The organism is Chryseobacterium sp. CS3K3.1 (assembly GCF_059515165.1).
In genome coordinates, this window is the sequence record NZ_JCAKRV010000022.1 from 12857 (window position 1) to 36987 (window position 24131).

Genomic DNA, 24131 nt, shown 5'->3' on the forward strand with positions numbered 1-24131 from the left:
TAATTTTTCGTATATTTGTTAGGTTAAGACATGCTAAAAACCCTCTTGACAGGCGCTGTAGCCTTCCATATTATTATAAAATTATGCCCGCAAAACAGAATAACATATCGGAACTTGCTCTGGAACTTGGCCTGGCAATGAGTGAAATGAAAAGCCGTCTTCGGCAGAAAATTCAGACCATTGTTAATGAATATGATCCCGATTTGTCTTTTGAGCTGATTGAAATCCTGGGATTGCTTTCACGAAATAACGGCATCAACCAGCAGGAAATTGGAAATAAAGTAAGCAAAGACAAGTCAAGTATCACCTATCTCATCAACAGCCTTGTGAAAAAGGATCTTGTTGAACGGATAGCTGATAAAAAAGACAGGAGAAATAAACAGATCTTTTTAACTCCGAAAGGTAAACAGATTGTAGAAACCGTTTATCCATGGGCATTGGATCTTTATAAAAAAGCAGCTGACGGTATTGATGAGAAAGAGATCAGCAAAGCACTGCTATTGGTAAAAAAAATGACAGCCAACCTGGAGGAATCAGCATTAAAACATGATACAATATGAGAACAATTCTTGTACCTGTTGATTTTACATCAACTACGGAAAATGCAGTAAGAGTTGCCGCAGACTGGGCAAAAACCTACGAATATCAAAATATTATCCTGTTAAAAACTGCAGGAGAATCAGAATTTGATTATCTGCATATTGCAGAAGGACATTCATTTGTCAATGAAGAAAGTATCAATAACCTGCTGCAAAGGACAGAATTGCTATTCGATCAGCTAAGCAGTATTATCACGGAAAAGTCACCTGAAGTTAAAGTTTCCAGTGTTTTAAGTGATTGGACTCTTACCAGAAGTATTAATGAACTTTTAAAAAACCAGCCGTCTGTAGAACTGATTATTCTGGGAAGTGATGACCAGACTTCTTCTACCGATAGTTTTGTTTCTGAGAATATTATAAGTATTGCCAGAACAAGTCCTGTGAAAACATTAATTGTTCCCAGCAGCTACCATTATTCACCTATTAAGAATATATTTATTCCTTGTGATATTAGAGGTATTAAAAGGCTAGAAAGACTGTTTCACCACAAATCTGTTATTCATAAACAAGATGTCCGTCTTTCATTTCTCAATATCAACACCAGTGAAAAAGAGAACGAAACGCAAAAAAGAGAACTGGAGGACTACATTCGTGAGCATTTAACGGAAATTCCGAGCAGTATTCATTATTCTCATGATGAAAATATTATTAAAGGTATCCTGAACTTTGCTGTATCAGATCAGGCAGACCTTATTATAGCGCTACCCGGTAAGCACAGCTTTTTGTATTATCTGGCAAGCAGAAGTATTTCCGAAGGAATTTATCAGAACACCTCTCAGCCCGTTTTAATTTTAAAATAACAAGAAAACTGAAAGCTAATAATAAATCTTAGCATTTTCAATTTTAACCATGTTCAGCTCTTCCATTTTCTTAACATAGCGGATCACCGTCTCTACCCGAAGGCCGCTTAAGGTTGCTATTTGCTGTCTGGTATAAGGAATCAGAAATGAATAAGGTTCTTCAAAACCGAAATATCTTTTAAGGTGATCGAAAAGCTTCGTGAGCTTTACAATAGGATCTGAAATTGCCAGAAAGCTTGAAATCATATATCTGAAATGAAGTCTGTCTGCGGTATACTTATTTATTTCAAGCATTAATAAAGGGTTTTCCACCAGGAATTCCAGGAATCTTGTTTTGGAAAGCCTGATAATCTCACAGCTGGTTACCGCAATGGCATTTACAGCATAATGGTGATTGGTAAATAAATAGCTTTCACCTATACAATGCCCGTCAAAGGGAAGCCCATGAACAAACTCTTTTCCGTCTTCCAGAAATGTATTGACTTTCACAGTACCCTCTCTGATCTGAAAATAATATTTTGCTGCGGCGCCTTCCTGAAAAATAGTATCTCCCGCTTCATAATTTTCCAGACTGGCTCCGAGGGAAAATAATAATTCTTCATCTATGATCATCTTACCATTATTAATTTGAGTAAAAATACTTAAAGAATAAGCAATGTTGCAACTTATTAAATACCACAGAAACGGTAATCCTTTTCTACACTGCTTTTCTTATATCTTATTAAGTTGTAATTTTCTTCTTGTGTTTGGAACCCCAATCTGCCAAAGCAGCAATCACATCTTTCAGGGATTCACTATACTCTGTGGGAACATATTCTACCAGCACCGGCTTCTGATCCGTAATCACAGTTCTTTCCACCAGGTGATTCACCTCCAGCTTTTTCAATTCGCTGGATAAGACTCTTGCCGAAATTCCATTGATAGTCCGCTGTAACTCATTGAAGCGGGTATGTCCGCCTAAAATGGCAATCATTACTCTGATGGTCCACCGCCCACCCAAAACATATAAAGCATCCTCAGTAGCAGCCAGATGAGTACTGCATTGCGGTCTTGAATACACTATTTTCTCCTCTTCCATTCTTTTATTTTTACTGATTACTAACCTAAATGTTATTACTAACCTTTTGGTAACTACTATCTTTTTATTAGTAAATATAGATAATTTTGAAACATCAATTTTAAAAAAAATAAAAAAAATGAAACGTGTACTTCATATCATTTCAAGCCCGAGAAGCGAATCATCAATCAGTAAAAAACTGGGTAATGCTGTTGTAGAAAAAATTGCAGCAAAGTATCCTGACAGTGTTTTTAAAAAGCGTGATCTGACCAATCCACTTTTTCCTCATCTGGAAGAAGCACATATCAATGCATTTTTTACTCCAGCTGAAAACCGCACTGCTGAACAGCAGGAAATCGTAAAACTTTCAGACACGGTAATTGATGAATTACAGGAGGCTGACATTATCATTATTGAAGCTCCCCTTTACAACTTCAGTATCACTTCTACATTAAAATCCTGGCTTGATCATATTGCCAGAGCAGGAAAGACATTCAGCTATAGCGAAAACGGTCCTGAAGGCCTGGTAAAAAATAAAAAAGTATACCTTGCCTTTTCAAGTGGCGGAGTCTATTCTGAAGGGGAAAGACAGGCTTACGACTTTGTAGTTCCTTACCTGGAAAAAACGCTTGGATTTATGGGGATGACGGATATTTCCGTTGTCCGAGCAGAAGGACTTTCTGTTCCGGTGATCCAGGATACAGCCCTGCAAAAAGGGATTGAAAGTATTGTTGTAGAGTAAAGACTAAAAATACTGTTCCTTTGAACAGTATTTTTTTTGCATCAGAATTTTATTATTGATGAAAGTATGTAAAGAATTAAAAATATTTCCCTCAACATATGTAAAGTTTTTTTCAATTTTTTTCGCTCATTTTTACTTTATTAAATAAAAGATTATGGAAAAAAATAAACAGCCTAAACTGATCAATCCTGTTGAATTATTTGATCCCAGCCCTTACGGCTTCTCTCACAGTATTGCTGTGAAATCTCCATCAACGATGTGTTTTATATCCGGACAGAGCGGCGGCGTGGGGGGAAATCATGTGCTGGCAGATGACTTTAAAACTCAGGTTCAGGATGCTTTGAAAAATTTACAGATTGTTTTACAGAGCCATTCAATGACATTTGAAAATATAGTTAAAATCACCTTACTTATTGTAGATCACAACCAGGAAAAACTTGAAATATGGGCAGAGGAAGCCAGAAAAGTCTGGAAATCTTCGTTCCTGCCTACGAGTACGCTTATTCCTGTAAGCCAGCTGGCTTTGCCGGGAATGATGTTTGAGATCGATGCAATTGCTGTAAAACAGCTGGCCACCTAGAAATATCTGATAATGGTATTATAATTCTTCCCTTCGACCTTATTTATTTAAATACTGCCTGAATATTCAATTCAGGCAGTATTTTTATCTATCCCAGGCAATCGTCACTGTTTTATCCGATATATTTCGATAACAGATACCACATTATTTAAAATAATTCTAAACTATGTGAAAATAAAATCTCCTATAAACACTTCAAATAAAGGATTTGTTACAAAAAATTAAAACACTGTTAATTCAAATTACGTAGAAATACTGAATCTTATCTGCCGGGATGTGATTAATTTCGAATAAACAAAAACTGATACTATGGATCGCTTGAAATACAGTCAATCATTTCTGAAAAAGAGGTGTTATCTGAAATATCCGGCAGCTGTAGATCAATCAGCTTGATAGCCTCCTGTTAAAAGGAGTTGAAGATATTGAATCCAAATTTTTTACGAAATGAATATTATTAACAAAATTCTCAACGTCGACGATTATTATTTCGACGTGTTCATGTCTATCTCGGAAGCGCTTACCGGGTTTACGGTAAACGAACTGCAGTCAACAGGGCTTGCAGAAACCTATTACACTTATGTTTTAAAAAGCCTGGAAGCAGCCACTTTCGTAGAATTCCTTACGGTTTCTAAAAATATCCTTGAAAATTCTTCCGGTGAAGAGGAATTAAAAAAGGCTATTCAATCTGAAATTATTGCCCATCCGGGAATGAATGACATTTCAGGAAAAGTAATCACCATGTGGTATCTGGGAACCTGGGAAGGAGCGTATATCAATGATCTGTCTTACAAGGAAGGTCTTGTCTGGAATCTGATGCATTCACACCCGCCGGGAGCCAAACAGCCGGGCTACAAATCTTGGAATATTAAACCTGTAAACACCCACTCATGAATCCAACCCATAACAAAAAAGATGTGATCATTGTAGGAACAGGGATCGCAGGGTCATTAATCGCAAAGCTATTATCCGACCACGTATTTGACACAACCAAAGGAAAAATGGTCCATCGTGCAGATGCCGGAAAATCCGATAACATCAGGGAAATATCAATCCTAATGTATGAAGCTGGCCTGGAAGCTGGTATTGAGCTGGATTCCGTGTCCTCAATGACCACTTATAATGAATATATCCGTACTTTTTACAGAGAGGAAGCCAAAGTACCCAACTCTCCTTATCCGAACTTAAAGCAGGCTCCTTCTCCCAACGTTCTGGATATGGAACATATTGTTCAGCCGTATCCGGATAAAAAAGGGTATCTCGTTCAGTTCGGGCCGATGCCATTCGCAAGTGATGCGATACGGGTAGGCGGCGGAACTACTCTTCACTGGCTGGGAACTACACCAAGAATGCTTCCCAACGATTTTAAACTTACCGAAAAATACGGCATCAAGATTCCAAAGCCGGATTCTGAGGAAAAAGCTCCTGTCGACTGGCCGATAAGCTATGAAGAATTAAGACCTTATTATGAGATGGCTGAGTTTGAAATCGGGGTTTCCGGGGATGTTTCAAGACAGGAATATCCAATTACAGAGAAGACGGAAGAATATTATGGAAACTATGTATTTCCGATGGAAGAAATTCCCCAGAGTTACATGGATCATAAGATTATTGAGGGACTTAAAGGGACAAGTGTAAAGCTGAGTTCAGGAGAGATTCCTTTAATGATGGTGCCTTCTCCACAGGGAAGGAATTCCATTCCAAATCCAAAATACGGAAAAACGAAGATCATTAAAGCAGAGTCAAAGGATTCCGGTTATAAACTGGTTTTAGACAGCTCTGAAAAAGAAGAATACAAAGCTCTTGGTTCCGTGTGGAATCCTTATATGGGAGAACGCTGTGAAGGGAATGCTTCGTGTGTTCCGATCTGTCCTGTTCAGGCGAAGTACAATGCGTTAAAAACATTGAAAAAGGCTTTATATAAAATAAATGATAATGATAACCTGAGCCGTAATCCATTCATGCAGATTCAGGCGCAGAGTGTTGTTTACAGGCTAAGCATTGATCAGAATGATAGTCATAAAATTTCAAAAGTCCATCTGAGAAAATATATATCAAAAGAAAAAACCGATTTTGTTGAAGAATCTATTGATACTTCTGATGCCATCGTCATTCTGGCAGCCAATGCTTTTGAAAATCCCAAAATTCTGTTGAATTCCAAATATACAACTCCAGATGGTGTAAAAACAGCAGCCAACAGCAGTGATCAGGTGGGGAGAAACCTGATGGATCATATGGTAATGCTTACCTGGGGACTTTTCCCTGAACCGGTATATCCGTACAGAGGTCCAGGTTCTACGACAAATATTTCTTCTTTCCGTGACGGAGAGTTCAGAAAGAACTTCTCAGCATGGATTTCTCCGCTTGACAATTGGGGCTGGGGCTGGCCGGCATTTTCTCCGGGTTCTGATGTGGCAGAATTTATCGAAGATAAAAAGTTTGGGTCAGAATTAAGAGAAAAGCTCACCGACAGACTTTCAAAGCAGGTATTATTTCATTTTGAAATTGAACAGCTCCCGAATCCCAATAACAGAGTAACCATTAATGATGAGTATCTGGATGTTCTCGGAATTCCACGCCCTGTTATTCATTATGAACTGACAGAGTACGAAATGAAAGCTATGGAACAGGCAAAAGATGCTTCGGATCAAATGTTTAAAAGATTAAACATTACGGATTCTACAAAATATACTGAGAAAGACAAAAACTCTGTGATATACAATGGTAAAAGATATTCTTACAATGGTGCAGGGCACATCGTGGGAACTCACAGAATGGGTTCTAAAGCTGAAGAATCCGTAACCAACAGCTACTGCAAAACCTGGGATCATCCGAATTTATACGTTGTAGGTGCGGGAAATATGACCACACTGGGAACATCAAATCCTACTTTAACATTATCAGCATTCACAATCCGTTCGGTAGAATCCATCCTTGCTGACCTTGAAATTCAACTTAAAAAATAACAACATGAGACAAAGACTTATCAATAAAACAGTTCAACCACAGGAAACATTATTAACAGCAGGCAGGATGGCTTCCAGAAGTGCCGCGGTTACAGAAGCTATTTCATTACCTTCTTTATTATTTGATTCAACATTAAGCAAAGAAGACTGGATAGAGGGATTAAAGAATCACAGTAAAACAGTAACTAATCTTTTACTGAATGATCAGATTGGTGACTTCAATGCCTATCTGGAATCTCAGTTCGGTTCAGGAGTTTCAGAAATGAAAAGAGAGGTAACAGAAGTTGATTACAAACCGGTTTTGCAGGACCTTCTGCAAACTGCCATTCTTATTGAACATTCTACAATTCCACCCTATCTTACAGCATTGTACTCGATCAAAGACGGAACCAATGCTCTGGCTTCACAAATTATCAGAAGTGTGGCTGTAGAGGAAATGCTTCACCTGATTATGGTTTGTAACGTATTGAATGCCATCGATATTCAGCCTTCAGTCAACAAAAAGGAGAACTACCCTGTTTATCCTATGAAATTACCGATGAACGTTGATTTCTATGTAGGGTTGGAAACATTCTCAAGCAACAGTATTGCCACGTTTATTGCCATTGAAAGTCCCAGTGCATCTGTGGTAAAAGCTCCGAAATATGATGATGAAGCGGAGATTTCTGAACTATACTCTCAAAGAGCTGCCGTACAGGAAAAACACCTCTGGACTCTTGAAAACATGAAAGGTTTCATCATGGAAAATGTACACACCATTGGTGAATATTATGACGTATTATTCTTTTATATCGTTGTTTTCCAAATCATTGCTTACTATAAAGCACATGGGACACTTCCGACAAACTTTGAGGAATTAAATACCGGAGGAATTTTCACAGGAAATCCGTCAAAACAGATCCGCCCTGAGCAATATTACGGAAGCGGCGGGAAACTTCATTCTGTAGAGGCTTTGGACGGAGTAATTGCTGTTTTCCAGGAAATCAAAGGGCAAGGTGAAGGTGCAGATGATTCTATTTTCGATGTAGATCCGTCCCAGTTTGAAGAAGGGGTTGAACTGGCTCATTATTTCAGGTTTAAAGAAGTTTTCCATGAGCATTTCTATCTGGGAGGAAACTACGAGCCTTTCATGGATGAAAATGGAATGATGCCTGTAACCACTCCGCCTACAGGAAAAGATCTTCCGGTAGACTGGAACGAGGCTTATCCTATGAAACCTAACCCTAAGCTGGAAGATTACATCAAAAACAAAGAATTACATGCTCAGGGCGTGGAATTTAATAAAACCTACAAACGTTTGTTAGATGCTATACAAAGCGCTGTGGAAGGAAATCAGAGAGAACTGGAAAAATCCATTATGTATATGTACGCTCTGAAAGAACAGGCTGTAAATCTGATGAAACAACCGTTGGATGCTCAGACCAATGCGGGGCCAACATTCGAATACATCGACCTATAACCATAAAAACGATATATCATGCTTAAAAGAAAAAAAGAAAGCCTGGAAGCCGGAAAAGAACAGCTGTTCCGCAGAATGCCGGGACAAAGTGAAGTTAATCTGGCTGAATTAATGGACGGATATTCTAAACTTCTTATTGATGATCCGGTAAGACCATTCAGGGAAGACAACCTGCAGGCTATTGAGAATAATGTGGATTATGGAGTTCTGGCTGCCCTGGATGGCACATGGGTAAGCTATAATGTCAATTATAATAAAGATGTTACCAACCCTTCGTTAGCAAGCGGAGTACATACAACCATCATGCCTTCTCCCGGAACCAATCCGGGGACGATACCCGGAAAGTTCGCTTTTACCAGTGAAGAATATATTGAGAAATTAACATTTTCCATCGTTCCCGGCGGAGTACGTAACCGTGGCGGAGCGAGTGAGCTTTTCTGCGGAGCAGTTAAGTACGAACAAAGCATTAAAAGTGTTAATACAATACCGGGACAGGATGCGCTGAAATATACCCCAATCCACGAAGAAAACGGAATGTACCTATGGCTGAGTGATGTCTATAACCATGCAGCAACGAAAGAATCTATTGAAAGAGACCGCGGTATTCATGCCGTTTTAGCAGAAGACGCAAAGTACGGATATACCGGCGAATACAGAGACGAGCCTTTGCTAAGGATAACACCGGACGGAGAACCCAACCCTCAATACATTCTTCAAAGCCAGCTGCAACCGGGACAGCCTTATTATGAAATCATTCCGGCACAGGAAATAAAGCCGGGAGCAGGGCTTGATGGTCCTTATTTTATCCCGGACTACTCTATCTCCCGAAGCGGTGTTATTCCGCATGGAAGCACCATTACTTTGCTTGGAGATATCATTCCTCAGAATAAAGATAAGACAACGTACTATTTAATTGAAGGTTCACCTCAGTTCCCTTACGGTAAAGAGGCTTGGGAAACCAATCATCTTTCCATTTCACGGACTATGGGAAATGCCGGAGTAACTCCGGAAGAAATTATTGATCTTGACCAACCGGCACCGGCGTGGGTTCATGAAAAACTTAATGATGATAATGATCCCGGCTCCAATAAGATCTATACCCAGAGAATTCTTGCAGACAATTTATATCCTTACTCTGTACGGCCTGACCTGAGGCTCAGGGATACGTTAAGAGGCCAGAAAGTCAGCAATCATGTTCATGTGAGAATGTCTTCAAAAATGAAAACAGGAGCACAGGGAGGCGTGTTGAATGTTCCGTTTGTCAATCGTTTCGTTCCAACTGTTGAGGTAGATATGGACATGTGGATCGAAACGGTGATTGAAGATGGAAAAGAGATTCTTCAGCTGCAGTATGAGCAGATTGTATTTTTTGAATTTGATTTCGGGAATGACGGAGGTACCACGAGCTGGCCTCATATCCAGGTAAATACCCTTCGAAAGATACAGGATATTCCTGAGGATCAGAGAAAGGTAATTGAAGAGCAGTTCTTTAATACCGGAGTAAATGCCGGTGCAGCTTCTGGCTGTCCTTATCATAAAGGATAGACTACCATAAGTATCATATAGAAAAGGGGCAATAGTTTGTCCCTTTTCTATGTTCTTTAAATTAGATTAAAGATTATCGTGGGTTTGTTGTACCATGAAAGATATTGCCTTTTTGATTTTTTCCCGTCCTTCAGGCGTATTGGTATCTATACCACAGAAAATACTTCCGTTCAGAGACGAAAACATATTCAGGTAATACAATCCTGAAACCATGATGGCCATAATAGAACGGTAAGTATCCATTTTATCTTTGAAACGCGACTCCATCAATAATTTGAAGATATATTCTCCGTTTTCCTCCTGAGTGTCAATCAGTTTCTTTAATGATTTGCGGGGTTCAGAAATAGTCCACAACAATAGTTTTTGAGCTTCTTTATTGGCGTATACGTAATCAAACTGGGAAAGCAGCATATGCTCGATAAATTCTCTGCCTCCATCTTCAAGATTCGGTTTCATCTTTTCCACTTCCTCGCTGGTTACTTTTACCCAGAAATCCTGTGTACGAACATATTCGTCCATGAGGCCATCCATTCCGCCAAAATAGGTATAGATCATTTTCTTATCTACCCCGGCAGTCGCAGCGATATCATTAATCTTCAACCCTGCATGTCCCTTCGTTTTCAGTATTTTTCCAACGGCGTCCAGAAACTTTTTTTTGCTGCGTTCCTTATTCCTAATACTACCTGATGCTGACTTTCTTTCCATGACTAAACATTCAATATACAAGATACAAGTTTAAGAAATTTTTTTTTATTTTAGACACTAATTAGTGTCTAAAACAATCTGTTTGTATATATTTGTACAAACTATAACCATTCAATATACAAAACACTATTGAAATTGAGAATTAAAACTATTCAGATTGTATCGTTAGTTCCCTCAGTTTAAAATATTTCGAACAAAATGACTGAGGTAAAACAACAGCAGCATCATTTTTTACAGTGATGCTGTTTTTTACATAGCAAATAATGGCTTGATATTAAATAATTATTTTCTACAGATATCCTTGATCAACCCTTCTTTGTTATTAAAAACACTATTTTAAACTATTTCATAGACTTAGCTTAATCAAAAGCATCGATAAAGAGAAATTTCTACATCAATACTAAAAAATAACATACTGATTTTCAATAAATTAAATAAAACAATGAAAAATATTACGATTTTACACACTTAGCAGTGTCTTATTTTATATATTTGTACAAACTAAAACCATCTACATATTTTAAAACACTTTTTAGGTTGAAAATAAGACAATTCAGATTGTATTATTTTAGTTCCCTCACTTTATGAGAATTTCGGATACGAAACAACTAAGGTAGAAACACAACTTACATACAGACCATTAGATTTCTAATGGTTTGTTTTTTTATAAGTTCAAATTCCAAAAGGTTCTACAGGTTTTTGCACGTATTATGCAGCAGAAAAGAAACAGCTTTTTTTATTTCATCCCGTCCTTTGGTTGTGCTTATATCTATTCCGCAGAAAATACTCCCATTGATTTCAGCATACATATTCAGGTAGTATAATCCTGAAGTCATGATCGCCATGATGGCACGAACATTTTCAGCATTATTCTTAAAGTGGAAATCCGTTAAAAGCTTAAAAATATATTCTCCGTTTTTTCCCTGAGTTTCGGTGAACTTTTTTAAAGATTTACGGGATTCTGATAACCGCCAAAGCAATAGTTTTTGTGCCTCTTTGTTGCTGTGAATATAATCAAATTGAGAGAAAAATGTGTTTTCCATAAAGGATCTTCCTCTATCGTCCACCTGGGGTTTTATTTCCTCAATCATTATTTTACTCCAGTAATCCTGTGACTCTATATACTCATCTATCAGACCATCTATTCCTCCAAAATAAGAATAGATCATTTTCTTATCGACCCCGGCTGCAGCAGCAATACTATTCACTTTCAAGGCAGTATATCCTTTTGTTCTCAGTATTTTTCCAACTGCATCCAAAAATTTTTTTTTACTGCGTTCCTTGTTCCGGATATTTCCTGCCGCTGACTTTCTTTCCATGGTACACTTTTCAATCGTACAAGTTTATGAATTTTTTTTCATTTTAGACACTTTTTAGTGTCTAAATGTATATATTTGCATTAACTAATAACCATTTTATATAAACAGACAATCAGAGTTGTGAGATTGAGAGTGATTAGATTGCACCGTTAGTTCCCTCAGTATACATATTTTACTATTCCATTACTGAGGTAAAACATTACCACAGCATCATTATACATGATGCTGTTTTTGATTAATAAGGGTATTTTTTTAGTTTTTGATCAGTTAAGGCTTAATTTTTCAAATTTCATAATATCATACAAGCCCCTTTAATAAAGGGTTTTCTTCACATTACCAGACTGTTGATCATTTTTTTTATATTTTTTTTCATATTAGACACTTACAAGTGTCTTATTTTGTATATTTGCTTCAAACTAATAACCATTTTTACATAGAAACACTCATTGAGTTGAAAATTAAAAGTTTCGAATAAAAGCAACTAAGGTAAAAACATTAAATGCAGCAGCATCATGAGTTCTCTAATGGTGCTGTTTTTCATTTAGAACTTTAATTTAGTTGAACCTACGGAAAATTGTATATACCGGGAATCCGGTATTAGAATAGTTGATATGAAGAGAGACTGCCCAAGGACAGTCTCTTATTTTTAAATTGAAGTTGTATTAGCCTTTTGCTTTCTCATCTGTAAAAAACTGAAATCCATTCTTCTTCTCAATAAGCTGCATTGGATATAACGAAGGATTATATTCACCATTCAATACTTCATTCAGTGCATGCTTTTTAGATTCCCCGAATGCAATAACCAAGATATTTTCAGCATTATTAATGATGGGTGCAGTCAATGTAATTCTGAACATTTCCTGAGGCTTAAGATAATAAGCAGATACCCATTTTTCTTTTTCATTTAAAACATCTTCGCCTGGAAATAATGAGGCTGTATGGCCGTCATCTCCCATTCCTAACAGGATAAAATCAAAAACACCTTCATCACCAAGAACAGTTCTTATCTGCTGTTCATAAGCTTTTGCATAATCTTCAGGAGTTATTCCTTCGGCATACATAGGAAAGATATGGCTTTGGTCAACCGGAACCTTACTGAGAAGTGCCTCATCTGTCATCCGGAAGTTGCTCTTATCATCGCTTAAAGGAACCCATCTTTCATCTACCCAAAAAAAGTAGACTTTATTCCACTCTATCTTTTCTTTATATTCCGGTGTTGCCAATAATTTGAAAATAGCTTTAGGGGAAGAGCCTCCACTTAATGCCACCACAAAACGGCCATTTTTCTGAATAGATTTTTTTGAAAGATCAACAAATGCATCTGCTGCCTTTGTATACAGTTTTTCCAGATCGTCAAATACTGTGATATTCATTTTTTCTGTTTACATTTTATTTTGTTTATACCCAGCTGTGCCCTTGTCTTTCCACCAAAGCATTAACATCTTCCGGACCCCAGCTTCCTGCTTTATAATTTGGGAAAGATAAATCTTTGTTATTTTCCCATGCTTCCTGTATGGTAGTCACTACATCCCATGCCTCTTCCACCTGATCGGAACGCATAAATAAGGTAAGATCTCCTAAAAGAGCATCCTGTAACAAGGTTTCATACGCTTCCGGAGTATCTTCTTTACAGGCAAAATTATCGAAAATCATTTCTGCAGGTTTCAGATCCAGTGTCAGCCCTGGTTTTTTGGTCATGAACTGTAATCTGATATCCATCATGGGCTGAATATTAATGATCAACCTGTTGGCAGATAAAAGATGTGGGCTGTCTGAGAACGTTGAGTGAGGAAGCGGCTTAAACTGAATGGTAATGTAAGAATGCTTTTCTTTCATTTTCTTTCCGGTACGGACATAGAAAGGGACATCCTGCCATCTTTCGTTATCCAGATAAAATTTAATCGCTGCAAAAGTCTCTGTATTGGAATCCGAAGCAATTCCATCTTCCTGGCGGTAGCCTTTCACTTCCACTCCGTTGATGGTTCCTTTTCCATACTGGCCTCTTACCGCATAATGATCAACCTGATCGGAAGATATTCTCCGAATTGATTTCAGAACGTCAACTTTCCGGTCTCTGATTTCACCTGACTGCAATGAAGCCGGTGGTTCCATAGCCACCATACACAGAATCTGCAACAGGTGATTCTGAATCATATCTCTTAACGCACCTGTCTGTTCGTAGAATGCTCCTCTAGTCTCTACTCCAACTTCTTCCGCTACCGTAATCTGTACAGATTCTATATATTTATGGTCCCATAAAGGTTCAAAAATAGAATTTCCAAATCTGAAAGCCAGTATATTCTGCACCGTTTCTTTTCCCAGATAGTGGTCGATACGGTAGATCTGCTCTTCTTCAAATGTTTTAGCCAAAAGGCTGTTCAATTCAACAGCAGATTGTTTATTGTGACCAAAAGGCTTCTCGATAATGATACGGTCTTTTTTCGGATCAGAAGCTAGTAAAGTCGTTTTGATATGATTGGATATTGTAGAAATAAAGTTGGGCCCGATGGATAAATAAAACAGTCTGTTTGCTCTCATTCCGTAAACGGTATCGAAATCCTGCAGTTTCTGCTGCAGATTTTCGTAAGAACTTTCTTCATCCAGCTGATGCTGAAAGTAAGTAATATGAGCCTGAAAACCTGCCCAGTCTTCGGAAGTCACTTTTTTTCTTGAGAAACTTTCAAGGTTTTCTTTGATATAATTTCTGAAATTTTCGTTGGTATTTTCAGCTCTTCCCAATGCTACAATATTGAAGCCTTTGGGCATTCTGCCATCGATATATAAGTTGTAAAATGCCGGAAAAAGTTTTCTTTTTGCCAGATCGCCTGTAGCACCAAAAATAACAATAGTTGTTGGCTGCAAGACTTTATTTTGATTCATTTTTCCGAATTTTAGTTGTTTGCACTCTGCCAGGAAGTATGAAAAACTCCTTCTCTGTCAATACGCTGATAAGTATGAGCTCCGAAATAATCACGCTGAGCCTGGATAAGATTCACGGGAAGAGATTCTGTAGTATATGCATCAAAATATCCTAAAGCTGTCTGAATTCCCAGGCTTGAAATTCCGTTGGTAGCGGCATATCCAGCTGTTTTTCTTAAACCTTTGATTTTTGATTTTACCAGTTCTGAAATTTCTTTATCAAGCAGAATATTAGAAAGGTTAGGGTTTTGGGTATAAGCGGAATAGAATTTTTCCAGCAAAACTGAACGGATAATACATCCTCCTCTCCAGATTTTCACAACATCTTTCAATGGAATTTCAAAGCCGTATTCTTCAGATGCTTTTACCAGTAAGGATAAACCTTGTGCATAGCTGATTAAGGTAGAAAGGAAAAGAGCATCGCCAACCTCCTTAATGAATAATTCTGTATTTTCAGGTTTTACAATTTCGTTATCGGCATATATTTTTGAAGCCTGAACTCTCTCGTTTTTATAAGCAGATAAAATTCTTGAAGTTACCGCAATATCAATGGTAGGAATAGAAACTCCGATTTCCATGGCCTGTTCTGAAGTCCATTTTCCTGTTCCTTTCGCTCCTGCTTTATCTAAAATCTGATCTACAAGATAGCCATCTGTTAATGAATCTTTTTGTGTGAAAATATCTCTGGTAATTTCAATAAGGAACGAGTTCATTTCGCCGTTATTCCATTCTTTGAAAACCTGATAAAGCTGTTCATTATTTAAACCTGCTCCTCTTTTAAGGAGATCATAAGCTTCACTGATCAGCTGCATTATGGCATATTCAATACCGTTGTGTACCATTTTCACATAGTTTCCGGCAGATCCTTTTCCCATATATGCTGTACACGCTTCGTTGTCTACTTTGGCTGCAATGGCTTCCAGCATCGGTTTCAGAAGTTTGAATGCTTCCAGATCCCCTCCAGGCATTATACTTGGACCTGTTCTGGCCCCTTTTTCACCTCCTGACACTCCCATTCCCATAAAATGCAGTTTTTTAGATGCCAGGTCAGCAACACGTCTGTTGGTATCTTCGAAATAAGAATTTCCTGCATCAATCACGATATCGCCTTCGCTTAAAAGCGGGGTAATATTTTCCAGCACAGCATCTACAGGTTTTCCTGCAGGAACCATAAGAATAATTTTTCTTGGAACTTCCAATGCGGATACAAACTCTTCTAAAGATCCTGTACCTTTCACCTTCATTTCTGAAGCAGCTCCGCCTTCTAATTCTTTAACTTTCTCCTGATCAAGGTCGAATCCTGCGATTGAAAACCCGTTGTCAGCGATATTATAAAGCAGATTCCGCCCCATTACTCCAAGGCCAACCATCCCATAACTATATCTTTCCATTATATTGGTATTAATATGAATTTTTGTTATACAGAGAATAAAATTACGGAAATGCCTATAATGAAAAAAATAAAAGGAAAGAAAATGTTTGTTACACTTTTGTTACGTCCTCATTTATAAGCCTCTAATATTCACATTTTCATATGATTTTGTGTTTATAGAATAAAATTCAATCATTAATATGGTAATGATCTATTAAAACAGTCTGTTTTTTGGCATAATTAAACTTATATTTGCCAAAATTTATAAAGTAATGAACTATAAACTTGAACTCAACACTCAGGAGCCTAATTCTAAAATCGTTTTTAATAACATCATATTTGATTCGTTCAAGATTAATATAGTTGAAAGATATATCGGTTCCATGAAGGCTCGCCCTACGTTATGCGAAGTTTTATTTAAAGTAAGAACTCTGGATAATGTACTTATTAACAGAAAAGATGGTAATATAAGAGTAAAGATAAAGGGTGATGATTTTGAAACGTATCAGAAATTATCACGCGACCTGAATTCTTATGAATACAAAAACAAACTGATTAACAGAAAAGAGGTAGAACAGAATTATGTTCATTTCATCCTGAGTTTAGTGATCACAAATTATCAGCTTAACTAAGCTGGCCGGGTATTTTCCCTCTGAATTTTGCGGAGGGAAAATTCTCGTACGTTAGTTTAGTAAGGACATAGAAACAACTGTTTTTCAAAGCCTTGAAAAATAAGATTATAAAGAGAAGTACATTTTGTTTCTCGGTACTTCCGGACTGGAAAATGTTTTAAAAAGTAAAGTTTAAATCAAATTATCCGTTATTACGTAGGATATTGCTTCAATTATATTTTTCACTCCAATTCTTTCAAACAATTTGCTTCTGTGAAACTTTATTGTACTGGGCGACACAAACAGTTGTTCTGCGATTTCTTCTATTTTTAATCCCTGGAGATACAGCCGTATGATCTCGATTTCCCTTATCTTTAAGGTTATTTTGCATTCTTCTGTCCATTTTCCGGTAAAGAGATTATATTTCCAGTAGGTTTCTGAAGTATTGGATATAATCCTGATATTTCCTGCATTCCTGTTCAGGGAATAAGACACCACACAGACTATTTTGGAAATTTCACCATGATCATCCAGTTCTATAGGGGTGATCCTATGGTTAACAAGCACATCTACACTGTTGGTATACTTAAGATGGAAATCATAGGTAATAGTGTGTATTTTTTTTCTTCGGGTGACAGGCATTCAAAAAATTTGAGTCCGTAAGTATTTACTTTTCTTAGTATAATTATATTCAGACTTAAACCTATTGTAGAAAATTACTTAAAAGACAAAAAACACCTGCTTTTATTGGATTTTCAACATTAAGTGAAATTTTTAAACACAATATACACACAAAAACAGGCATTAGATTGAATATTAAAAAAAGAATTAAAATAAAAATCAAGTACTCTCTTTACTGATAGTGTTTGAACAGAGGTTCCCTTCAAATTAATTCATCAAGCTTTGATTTAAAACTATACAAAAGTATAGTCAGTTTATATTTTTATTAAATTATTTTTATCCAAACAATAAAATGGAAAATGCTCTAAGAAAAAATATAAAAATGAAATAAATTTTGCCAGTTATAATCAGACCATTAACAAGCCATTAGGTGCGCGATCTTGTATCTAAGGTATCAAACGGCATTCATACGTTTCTGAAAAGATTCCCTCTTTTTCAGTATTTTCTTATTTTTTCAGACAATCCAATGATTACTTTTTAATAGAAATGGTATATTGAAATATAACAATTAATAAAAAATTAATAATAAAATCATAATCGTTTTTAAAAAAAGAATTCGTAATTTTTAGAACGAAAATTTAACGATGCATGAAAAGTATTATATTTTGTTTATTGTTCCTTCTATTGAGTCCTCCTCTTTTAGCACAAAGAGATACAGATCATTGGTTTGCACCTTATTACGGGTCTGTAAATTATACGCAGGCACTCTATCTTTCTACCGATTCTGCAACTCCTTTTGTTGTTACAATTAACAACAATAATGTCCCAATAGGTAATGTCACCATCAGTAAAGGGTCTCCTCAGACCTTTGTGGTGCCGGCTAGTATTATAGCAGCTAATGTTGCTTCAAATGCATTCACTACTATCAATAAAGGTTTATATGTACATGGAAGCAAGCCATTTTACTGTTCATTAAGAATGGTAAGCGGTACTGTACACGCTGAAATTATAACAAGTAAAGGAAAAGCCGGTATAGGCAAAGAATTTTTTGTAGCCGCAACTCCTACTACTTCATCACTTAACATATTTAACTTCTCAGCAGGCATATTGGCAACAGAGAATAATACCGTTATCACCACTACTTGGAATGGAAATGTAACTTTCTTTGGAGGAACACCTGCCACCCATTCGCAAACAATCACTCTCAACAAAGGACAATCCTTTATTTTTGCCGGAGGTCCTGGAATAGGAGGTCAAAATATATCAGCTTTTATTGGAGCTAAAATTGTTTCTGATAAACCGATTACCCTTACCAACGGAAATATCAATGGAAATTTTGGAAACAACACCAGCATGGGATCTGATGCGGTTCTTGATCAGGCTGTACCTACGGATAGGCTTGGTAGCACCTTTGCCATAGTAAGAACAAGATCTACCGATCCGGATCTTGAAGGTGGTATCATTGTAGGAACAGAAAACAATACACAAATATTTATTAACGGTTCCAACACTCCTGTTGCGACCATCAACAGTGGGGAATTTTACAGAGTTTCAGGAAGTAACTATGTGCAGCAGGGAAATTCCGGACATTTCAATATGTTTATTACGACTTCAAAAAATGTCTATTTATATCAGTTGGTCTCTGTAAATAACAGCAGTGCAACGGTTGGATTCAACTATATCCCGCCATTGAACTGCTTTTTACCCCGAAAAATTGATGAAATCGGGAAAATCAATGAAATGCCAACAGGACCAGGGGTAACAAGCACTGTCCCAACCGGCACTGTTGTAAAACTGAATATTTTAACGGAAACCGGAGCCAATGTCACGGTAAACGGCATTACTCCCACTGCCGCACAAGGACCTTTCCCATTGACAGGAAATAGCAGCTGGGTAACATATGCTATCCCATCCATCACTGGAAATATAACTGTAGTTTCTGATAAAGCTGTAACAGCAGGTATTAATGGTGGTTACAGCACATCAGGATACGGGGGTTATTTTGCAGGTTTCTCTTCCATCCCACTGATTTCAAAAAAGACCGGAGACTGTATTCCGGGTATTGTATTGGAAGTAAATGACAGCTATGATACCTACCAATGGTTTCTCAACGGAAATCCTATTAACGGAGCCAATACCAATACTTATACTCCAGTGGCTGCGGGAAATTACACCGTGAAAATTTCAGTAAGCACTTGTCCACCGGCAACCACCCCTGTCTATAAAGTATACACATGTCTTCAGGAATCTACAAAAGCGATTACTGTTTGCGAAGGAAATCTTACGATGGTACCGGAATTTACCAATTCCACCCAAACTTACGTTCCGAGTACAGTAACGATTATTACTTCTCCAACAAACGGTACTGCTACCATTGATGCAGCAGGAGTAATTAATTATGTTCCCAATTTCGGTTTTCTGGGTACTGATACCATTGTTTATAAATTTTGTGGGAATGATCCGGAATTTACAGATTGTGAACGGGTAACTGTAACCCTTACTGTTTCTGAAAGCCCCATTGTAAAAGATGCAGCTTTAAGATCATGTTTCCAGCCATCCAATCCGTTGTTTGGGTTATTTGATTTAACAACGGCAGGAGTTAATGTACAACCGGGAATTACTAAGCAATACTATCCATCTCCTACTGATGCGCATAATGGGACAAACGAAATTCTGACTCCCACCAACTACATTGCTCCTAACGGTTTGGTTTACATTAAGGTAAGCAATGCCAGCGGATGTTATAAAATTGCAAAAGTAACTCTCACGGTTATTCCTCCCAGCTATTCAGAAGCATTAAAGGATAAAATTATCTGTATGGAAAGTACAACCATATTAGATGCAGGACCAGGCTATACCTCTTATGAATGGAGTACTGGAGCGACAACACAGTCCATCAAAAATGCAGGGGTTGGGGTCTACTGGGTAGATCTGAAAACCAGAGAATGTACTACCAGGCAAACAGTGAAGGTTTATGCTTCTGAAAACCCTGTTATTTCAGATATTAACATTAACAATAATACGGTTACCTTAAATGTAATTGCAGGTACAGCGCCTTATCAATATTCGATGGACAATATCAACTGGCAGAGTGAAAACATATTTACCAATATATCCCGCGGAAGCCATACTTTCTATGTAAGGGATTCATATAACTGTGTTCCTGTACAGGTAGAAATTACGGTTCCTAATTTAATAAACATCATCACCCCTAACGGTGATGGAATCAATGACGTACTTGATTATTCTGCTTTGGCAAATAAAAGTAATTTCACATTCGGTATCTACGACAGATATGGAAGCAGAATTCATACAGGAAGTAAATTAAACGGATTCAAATGGGACGGAACCATGGATGGTAAAAAAGAACCTACAGGAACTTACTGGTTTGAAATGGGCTGGAATGAGAACAACACAAAACAAACCCCAATAAAGTATACAGGATGGATTGTAGTAAAAAACAGGAACTAACACCAGCCTTCCATGGTAAAATATCCAACATTTAAATTTCTATTTTTATTATGAAAAAGTTATTGTACATACTCTTCATTATTAATTCATTATTACTGTTGGGCCAGAAAAACAGTAACATACAATTTGCGGTTTACAATGATGCCGTTGGAACCAGCAGCATGTTTAACCTTTACAAAAGCAGTATTGAAAAATTAAACGTTTTTAAAACCAAGGCCAGTCTGCCTTCTCATTTAAAAAAGTTTGACTATCTGGCTGACAACGGTTTAATAGAGATCACGTTTAAAAAAAATGAAGGTTATCCTGATAGTTTATCGCTGGAAATGCTTAATGAGCAGAGCGATCTTCCTAAAGACAGACCAGTGTTTATAGAAGGATATCAATTTAATGATACCTCTACCCGGATCTACAGTGAAATGATCACCAACATTGAACTTAAAGATTGTAATGGATTGCAATGCATCCATATTTCCACCATAAGAAATTAACCACTGGTTTTTAATCGGGAATTAATTTACTACGGGGACTATTTCGAAATGAAATAGTCTCTTTTTTATTTTAATAATTTAGAAAACCAAACATAGATATCCATATCAACGGGAATATCCAGTTTTTTTCGCAAATTGTATTTCTTGGTCTGCACAGTTCTTACTGAAGTATGAGTATACCCGGCAATTTCCTTGGTAGAGAAATTAAGATAAATGTAGGCACAGAATCTTACTTCTGAAATTTTTAAAGGCGAAACCTTCAGAAGCTCTTCAGAAAAACGGGGGCAGTATTCATTGAAACGGGTTAAGAATTCAGCATTATTTTCTTTAGCAAGTTGTATAACTTCTTTAAAAATACATTCCTGTACCGGTGGTTGATGAGGAACATCAAGTGTATCCAGGTTTCTGCTTTTATATTTTTTATAGTAAAACCAGAAAAGGAAGATGAAAAAAACACCTATTACAATGGTTCCCGATAACAGCCATATCAATCTTTCTGTAAATTCCTTCTCCTTTTTGCCTTCAAGCTCATCTCTTTTATCAATAAAATCTTTTAAATCATAGCTTTGATGCTCCCCAGCAGTTTGAATATCCAGTAACATATCTGCATAAAAAGCAGCGCTGTCTTTTTCATTTATTTCCTCATAGAGGTTTTTCAACTCATTGGCTACAGGTTTTTGATGAGGCACATTCTTAAAGTGATTGTTCGCAATTTTTTTACAGATCCATAGGTATTGCTGTGCATTTTCAAAGTCTTTTATTGTTCTGTAATATTTTGCAGCGTTAAACAAAGTAAAGTACAAAACGCCTTTATCACTTGTTTTTTTTAAATCTCCCAATGATTCCTGTACATAGATCTTTGCAGAATCAAGCTTACCCAGATCAACATACACTGCCGCCAAATATGCTGTTGTTTTATAACTCCAGGCTAATTTGGTTTTATGCATTTTGTATTGATTATTTTTATTTTCTCTGTATATTTTGGAGTATTGATAGGCAATTTTAATCTTCTTTAATGCCTTTTCGGTATCGCCCATTTCATTATAAAACCCCGCGTACTGCCAATTGATCAGATAGGTATAGTAAGCATTATGCTGCTCCAAAGTCTTCTCATAAATTTCATCCATCTGCCGTAGCGCAGTAACCCGTTCTCCCAAATTATAATAAAGTAAAGATTTTAAAAGATTGAGATATAAAACAATTTCAAAATCTGTTTCTTCATTAATTAAGTTTTCATTCTCTACTTTCCCTATATAGTAGAATGCTTTTTTAACATCATTATTTTTGTTGTAAATATTGGCAATCTTAAGATATCCTAATGCGATGCAGTCCTGGTAGGAATTCATCCGGCAAATTGTTATAATATTTTCAATTTTTTCTATTTCTTTTGGACCGGATGTACAAAATTCAATATCAAAAAGAATATTCTTCAACTGTTCTTCAGTTTGTTGTGCGTAAAAAAGGGAAGAAATTAAGAAAAGCAGAAAACTTAGATTTTTTATCATGAGTACCCCATACTATTTAATGCAATATTAATACTATAACAATTCAATAAAAGACAAAATATATACGTATTACATACACAATACGCAAATACAACAATTAAAACCGATTTATATTACACAATTAACAATTACTTTTGACCGGAAATTACTTCATTATTTAACTCCACAACAGAAATCAATAATATTCTAAGGCCAGCTCATAACTTCTTAACTCAAAATATACACATCAATTCTATGAAAAAATTACTACCCTATTTCTTTTTGTTCTCTGCAATATTTGCAAAAGCACAGAATGACAACTGCTCCGGAGCTACTCAAATAACTGTTGGAACAGATTTTACCTCTGGAGCCGTTATCTCAAATAATACAGCTTCCTCCACAGACAATACATTGCCTGTTTGTAACCCGGATGCTGTAGAAAATGTCTGGTTTAAAGTGGTGGTTCCGGCTAGCGGAAATTTAACAGTAGAAACCCGCTCAGTTTCAAATTCGTCATTTGATGATTCCGTACTTACAGTGTATACCGGAGACTGTAATTCTTTAACGGAAATTGCCTGTGATGATGATAGTGGAGAAGGCTCATTTTCAAAAGTCAAATTAAGCGGTCAGACTCCCGTAACTACTTTATACATAAGTGTTTGGAAGTACAGTTCAAATACAGAAAATGGAGAATTTCAGGTTTCTGCCTATGAAGTTTCTCCTCCTTCTAATAATAATTGTGCAGGTGCTACAACCTTGACAGTAGGAACAGACTTTCCTTCAGGTTCAGTCACAGTCTCTAATTCAGGTGCTACTACAGACGATGCTCTTCCCTCCTGCAATCTGGATTCAGTTGAGAATATATGGTTTAAAGTTGTCGTTCCGGCTAGCGGAAATATAACCCTGGAGGCTCAGGAAGTTTCAGGATCCCCGTTTTCTTCTCCGGTGATTTCAGTATATAGTGGTACTTGTGGAAATTTAACAGAAATCGCTTGTGATGTTACCAGTAGTCAGAACTTCTTACCATTGGTTTCATTAACGGGGCAAACACCAGGAACTACTTTATATGTAAGTGTATGGAAGTACAATTCCTCTACAGACGATGGAGAGATTCAGATTTCCGCTTATGACAATACAATCTTGTCTACTCATGAAACTTTGAATAGCAAAAATAAGATCACCGTATTGCCTAATCCTTTCAGCGATGTTCTTAATATTTCAGACATCTCAAAAGTCAAATCAGTTACAGTTACTGATGCATTAGGAAAACCCGTTAAAACAATTGAAAAACCTTCATCTCAGTTGTACCTGAATGATTTAAAAACAGGATTATATCTTGTTACTTTAAAAATGACAGACGGAACTACAAAAACGATTAAAACAATTAAGAAATAGC

21 protein-coding genes are annotated in these 24131 nt (G+C 36.8%); 12 read left to right on the forward strand and 9 right to left on the reverse strand.

The genetic code is table 11. From position 1 onward, the window contains the following. The first annotated feature begins 83 nt into the window (after positions 1-83). Both AC5YGI_RS18370 and AC5YGI_RS18375 read left to right on the forward strand, forming a co-directional pair. Positions 84-560 carry a MarR family winged helix-turn-helix transcriptional regulator gene (locus AC5YGI_RS18370; RefSeq protein ID WP_330746681.1) on the forward strand — a complete coding sequence of 159 codons (477 nt, stop codon included), beginning with the start codon at positions 84-86 and terminating at the stop codon, positions 558-560. Then, positions 557-1399: a universal stress protein gene (locus AC5YGI_RS18375; protein WP_330746682.1), complete on the forward strand. Its 843-nt coding sequence runs from the start codon at positions 557-559 to the stop codon at positions 1397-1399. Before AC5YGI_RS18370 ends, AC5YGI_RS18375 begins: the two co-directional genes overlap by 4 nt. 15 nt (positions 1400-1414) lie before the next feature. On the opposite strand, the gene AC5YGI_RS18380 is transcribed toward AC5YGI_RS18375, so the two are convergent. Beyond that, a complete protein-coding gene (locus AC5YGI_RS18380) occupies positions 1415-2011 on the reverse strand; it encodes a Crp/Fnr family transcriptional regulator (protein WP_330746683.1) in 597 nt (198 codons plus the stop codon). A 109-nt stretch (positions 2012-2120) separates the two neighbouring features. Beyond that, positions 2121-2477 carry a winged helix-turn-helix transcriptional regulator gene (locus AC5YGI_RS18385; RefSeq protein ID WP_110011155.1) on the reverse strand — a complete coding sequence of 119 codons (357 nt, stop codon included), beginning with the start codon at positions 2475-2477 and terminating at the stop codon, positions 2121-2123. Positions 2478-2595: 118 nt separating this feature from the next. On the opposite strand from AC5YGI_RS18385, the gene AC5YGI_RS18390 reads away from it, so the two are divergent. The 6 genes from AC5YGI_RS18390 (at position 2596) to AC5YGI_RS18415 (ending at position 9745) form a co-directional block, all read left to right on the forward strand. Then, the gene (locus AC5YGI_RS18390) at positions 2596-3198 is read left to right on the forward strand and encodes an FMN-dependent NADH-azoreductase (protein ID WP_330746685.1); all 603 of its coding nucleotides are present in this window, start codon (positions 2596-2598) and stop codon (positions 3196-3198) included. A 154-nt stretch (positions 3199-3352) separates the two neighbouring features. Beyond that, the gene (locus AC5YGI_RS18395) at positions 3353-3778 is read left to right on the forward strand and encodes a RidA family protein (protein WP_330746686.1); all 426 of its coding nucleotides are present in this window, start codon (positions 3353-3355) and stop codon (positions 3776-3778) included. A 444-nt stretch (positions 3779-4222) separates the two neighbouring features. Then, entirely contained in the window at positions 4223-4669 is a 447-nt protein-coding gene (locus AC5YGI_RS18400; RefSeq protein ID WP_110011158.1) for a hypothetical protein, read from the forward strand. Then, positions 4666-6741 carry a GMC oxidoreductase gene (locus AC5YGI_RS18405; RefSeq protein ID WP_330746687.1) on the forward strand — a complete coding sequence of 692 codons (2076 nt, stop codon included), beginning with the start codon at positions 4666-4668 and terminating at the stop codon, positions 6739-6741. Before AC5YGI_RS18400 ends, AC5YGI_RS18405 begins: the two co-directional genes overlap by 4 nt. Positions 6742-6745: 4 nt before the next feature. Next, positions 6746-8200, forward strand: coding sequence for a ferritin-like domain-containing protein (locus AC5YGI_RS18410; protein ID WP_496169186.1), 1455 nt, complete (start codon positions 6746-6748; stop codon positions 8198-8200). An 18-nt stretch (positions 8201-8218) separates the two neighbouring features. Further along, on the forward strand, positions 8219-9745 hold the full coding sequence (locus AC5YGI_RS18415; RefSeq protein WP_496169187.1) for a peroxidase, FMP-type: 1527 nt from the start codon (positions 8219-8221) through the stop codon (positions 9743-9745). Positions 9746-9811: 66 nt separating this feature from the next. Here the strand turns inward: AC5YGI_RS18415 and AC5YGI_RS18420 are convergent, their stop codons facing one another. From AC5YGI_RS18420 to gnd, 5 genes are all read right to left on the reverse strand, one after another. Beyond that, positions 9812-10450 carry a TetR/AcrR family transcriptional regulator gene (locus tag AC5YGI_RS18420; protein ID WP_330746690.1) on the reverse strand — a complete coding sequence of 213 codons (639 nt, stop codon included), beginning with the start codon at positions 10448-10450 and terminating at the stop codon, positions 9812-9814. Positions 10451-11139: 689 nt separating this feature from the next. Further along, positions 11140-11769, reverse strand: a complete 630-nt coding sequence (locus AC5YGI_RS18425; protein ID WP_496169188.1) for a TetR/AcrR family transcriptional regulator — start codon at positions 11767-11769, stop codon at positions 11140-11142. A 662-nt stretch (positions 11770-12431) separates the two neighbouring features. Continuing rightward, positions 12432-13142: a 6-phosphogluconolactonase gene (gene pgl, locus AC5YGI_RS18430; RefSeq protein ID WP_496169190.1), complete on the reverse strand. Its 711-nt coding sequence runs from the start codon at positions 13140-13142 to the stop codon at positions 12432-12434. Positions 13143-13167: 25 nt separating this feature from the next. Further along, the gene (gene zwf / locus AC5YGI_RS18435; RefSeq protein WP_330746692.1) at positions 13168-14649 is read right to left on the reverse strand and encodes a glucose-6-phosphate dehydrogenase; all 1482 of its coding nucleotides are present in this window, start codon (positions 14647-14649) and stop codon (positions 13168-13170) included. A gap of 11 nt (positions 14650-14660) precedes the next feature. Beyond that, complete coding sequence (gene gnd / locus AC5YGI_RS18440; protein WP_496169191.1) at positions 14661-16079, reverse strand: NADP-dependent phosphogluconate dehydrogenase; 1419 nt, start codon at positions 16077-16079, stop codon at positions 14661-14663. Positions 16080-16332: 253 nt separating this feature from the next. Here gnd and AC5YGI_RS18445 point away from each other — a divergent pair, with 253 nt between their 5' ends. Beyond that, positions 16333-16692 carry a prevent-host-death protein gene (locus AC5YGI_RS18445; RefSeq protein ID WP_330746694.1) on the forward strand — a complete coding sequence of 120 codons (360 nt, stop codon included), beginning with the start codon at positions 16333-16335 and terminating at the stop codon, positions 16690-16692. A 171-nt stretch (positions 16693-16863) separates the two neighbouring features. On the opposite strand, the gene AC5YGI_RS18450 is transcribed toward AC5YGI_RS18445, so the two are convergent. Continuing rightward, positions 16864-17313: a response regulator transcription factor gene (locus AC5YGI_RS18450; protein WP_496169193.1), complete on the reverse strand. Its 450-nt coding sequence runs from the start codon at positions 17311-17313 to the stop codon at positions 16864-16866. A gap of 627 nt (positions 17314-17940) precedes the next feature. On the opposite strand from AC5YGI_RS18450, the gene AC5YGI_RS18455 reads away from it, so the two are divergent. Together AC5YGI_RS18455 and AC5YGI_RS18460 are read left to right on the forward strand one after the other, a co-directional pair. After that, on the forward strand, positions 17941-20763 hold the full coding sequence (locus tag AC5YGI_RS18455) for a T9SS type B sorting domain-containing protein (RefSeq protein ID WP_496169195.1): 2823 nt from the start codon (positions 17941-17943) through the stop codon (positions 20761-20763). A gap of 50 nt (positions 20764-20813) precedes the next feature. Continuing rightward, entirely contained in the window at positions 20814-21251 is a 438-nt protein-coding gene (locus AC5YGI_RS18460; protein WP_330746697.1) for a hypothetical protein, read from the forward strand. Positions 21252-21316: 65 nt separating this feature from the next. Here AC5YGI_RS18460 and AC5YGI_RS18465 read toward each other — a convergent pair whose 3' ends face one another. Continuing rightward, positions 21317-22597 (reverse strand): helix-turn-helix transcriptional regulator, encoded by a 1281-nt coding sequence (locus AC5YGI_RS18465; protein ID WP_330746699.1) that lies wholly within the window; start codon positions 22595-22597, stop codon positions 21317-21319. A 393-nt stretch (positions 22598-22990) separates the two neighbouring features. On the opposite strand from AC5YGI_RS18465, the gene AC5YGI_RS18470 reads away from it, so the two are divergent. Next, the gene (locus AC5YGI_RS18470) at positions 22991-24130 is read left to right on the forward strand and encodes a T9SS type A sorting domain-containing protein (protein ID WP_330746700.1); all 1140 of its coding nucleotides are present in this window, start codon (positions 22991-22993) and stop codon (positions 24128-24130) included. The last annotated feature ends 1 nt before the right edge of the window (position 24131 follow it).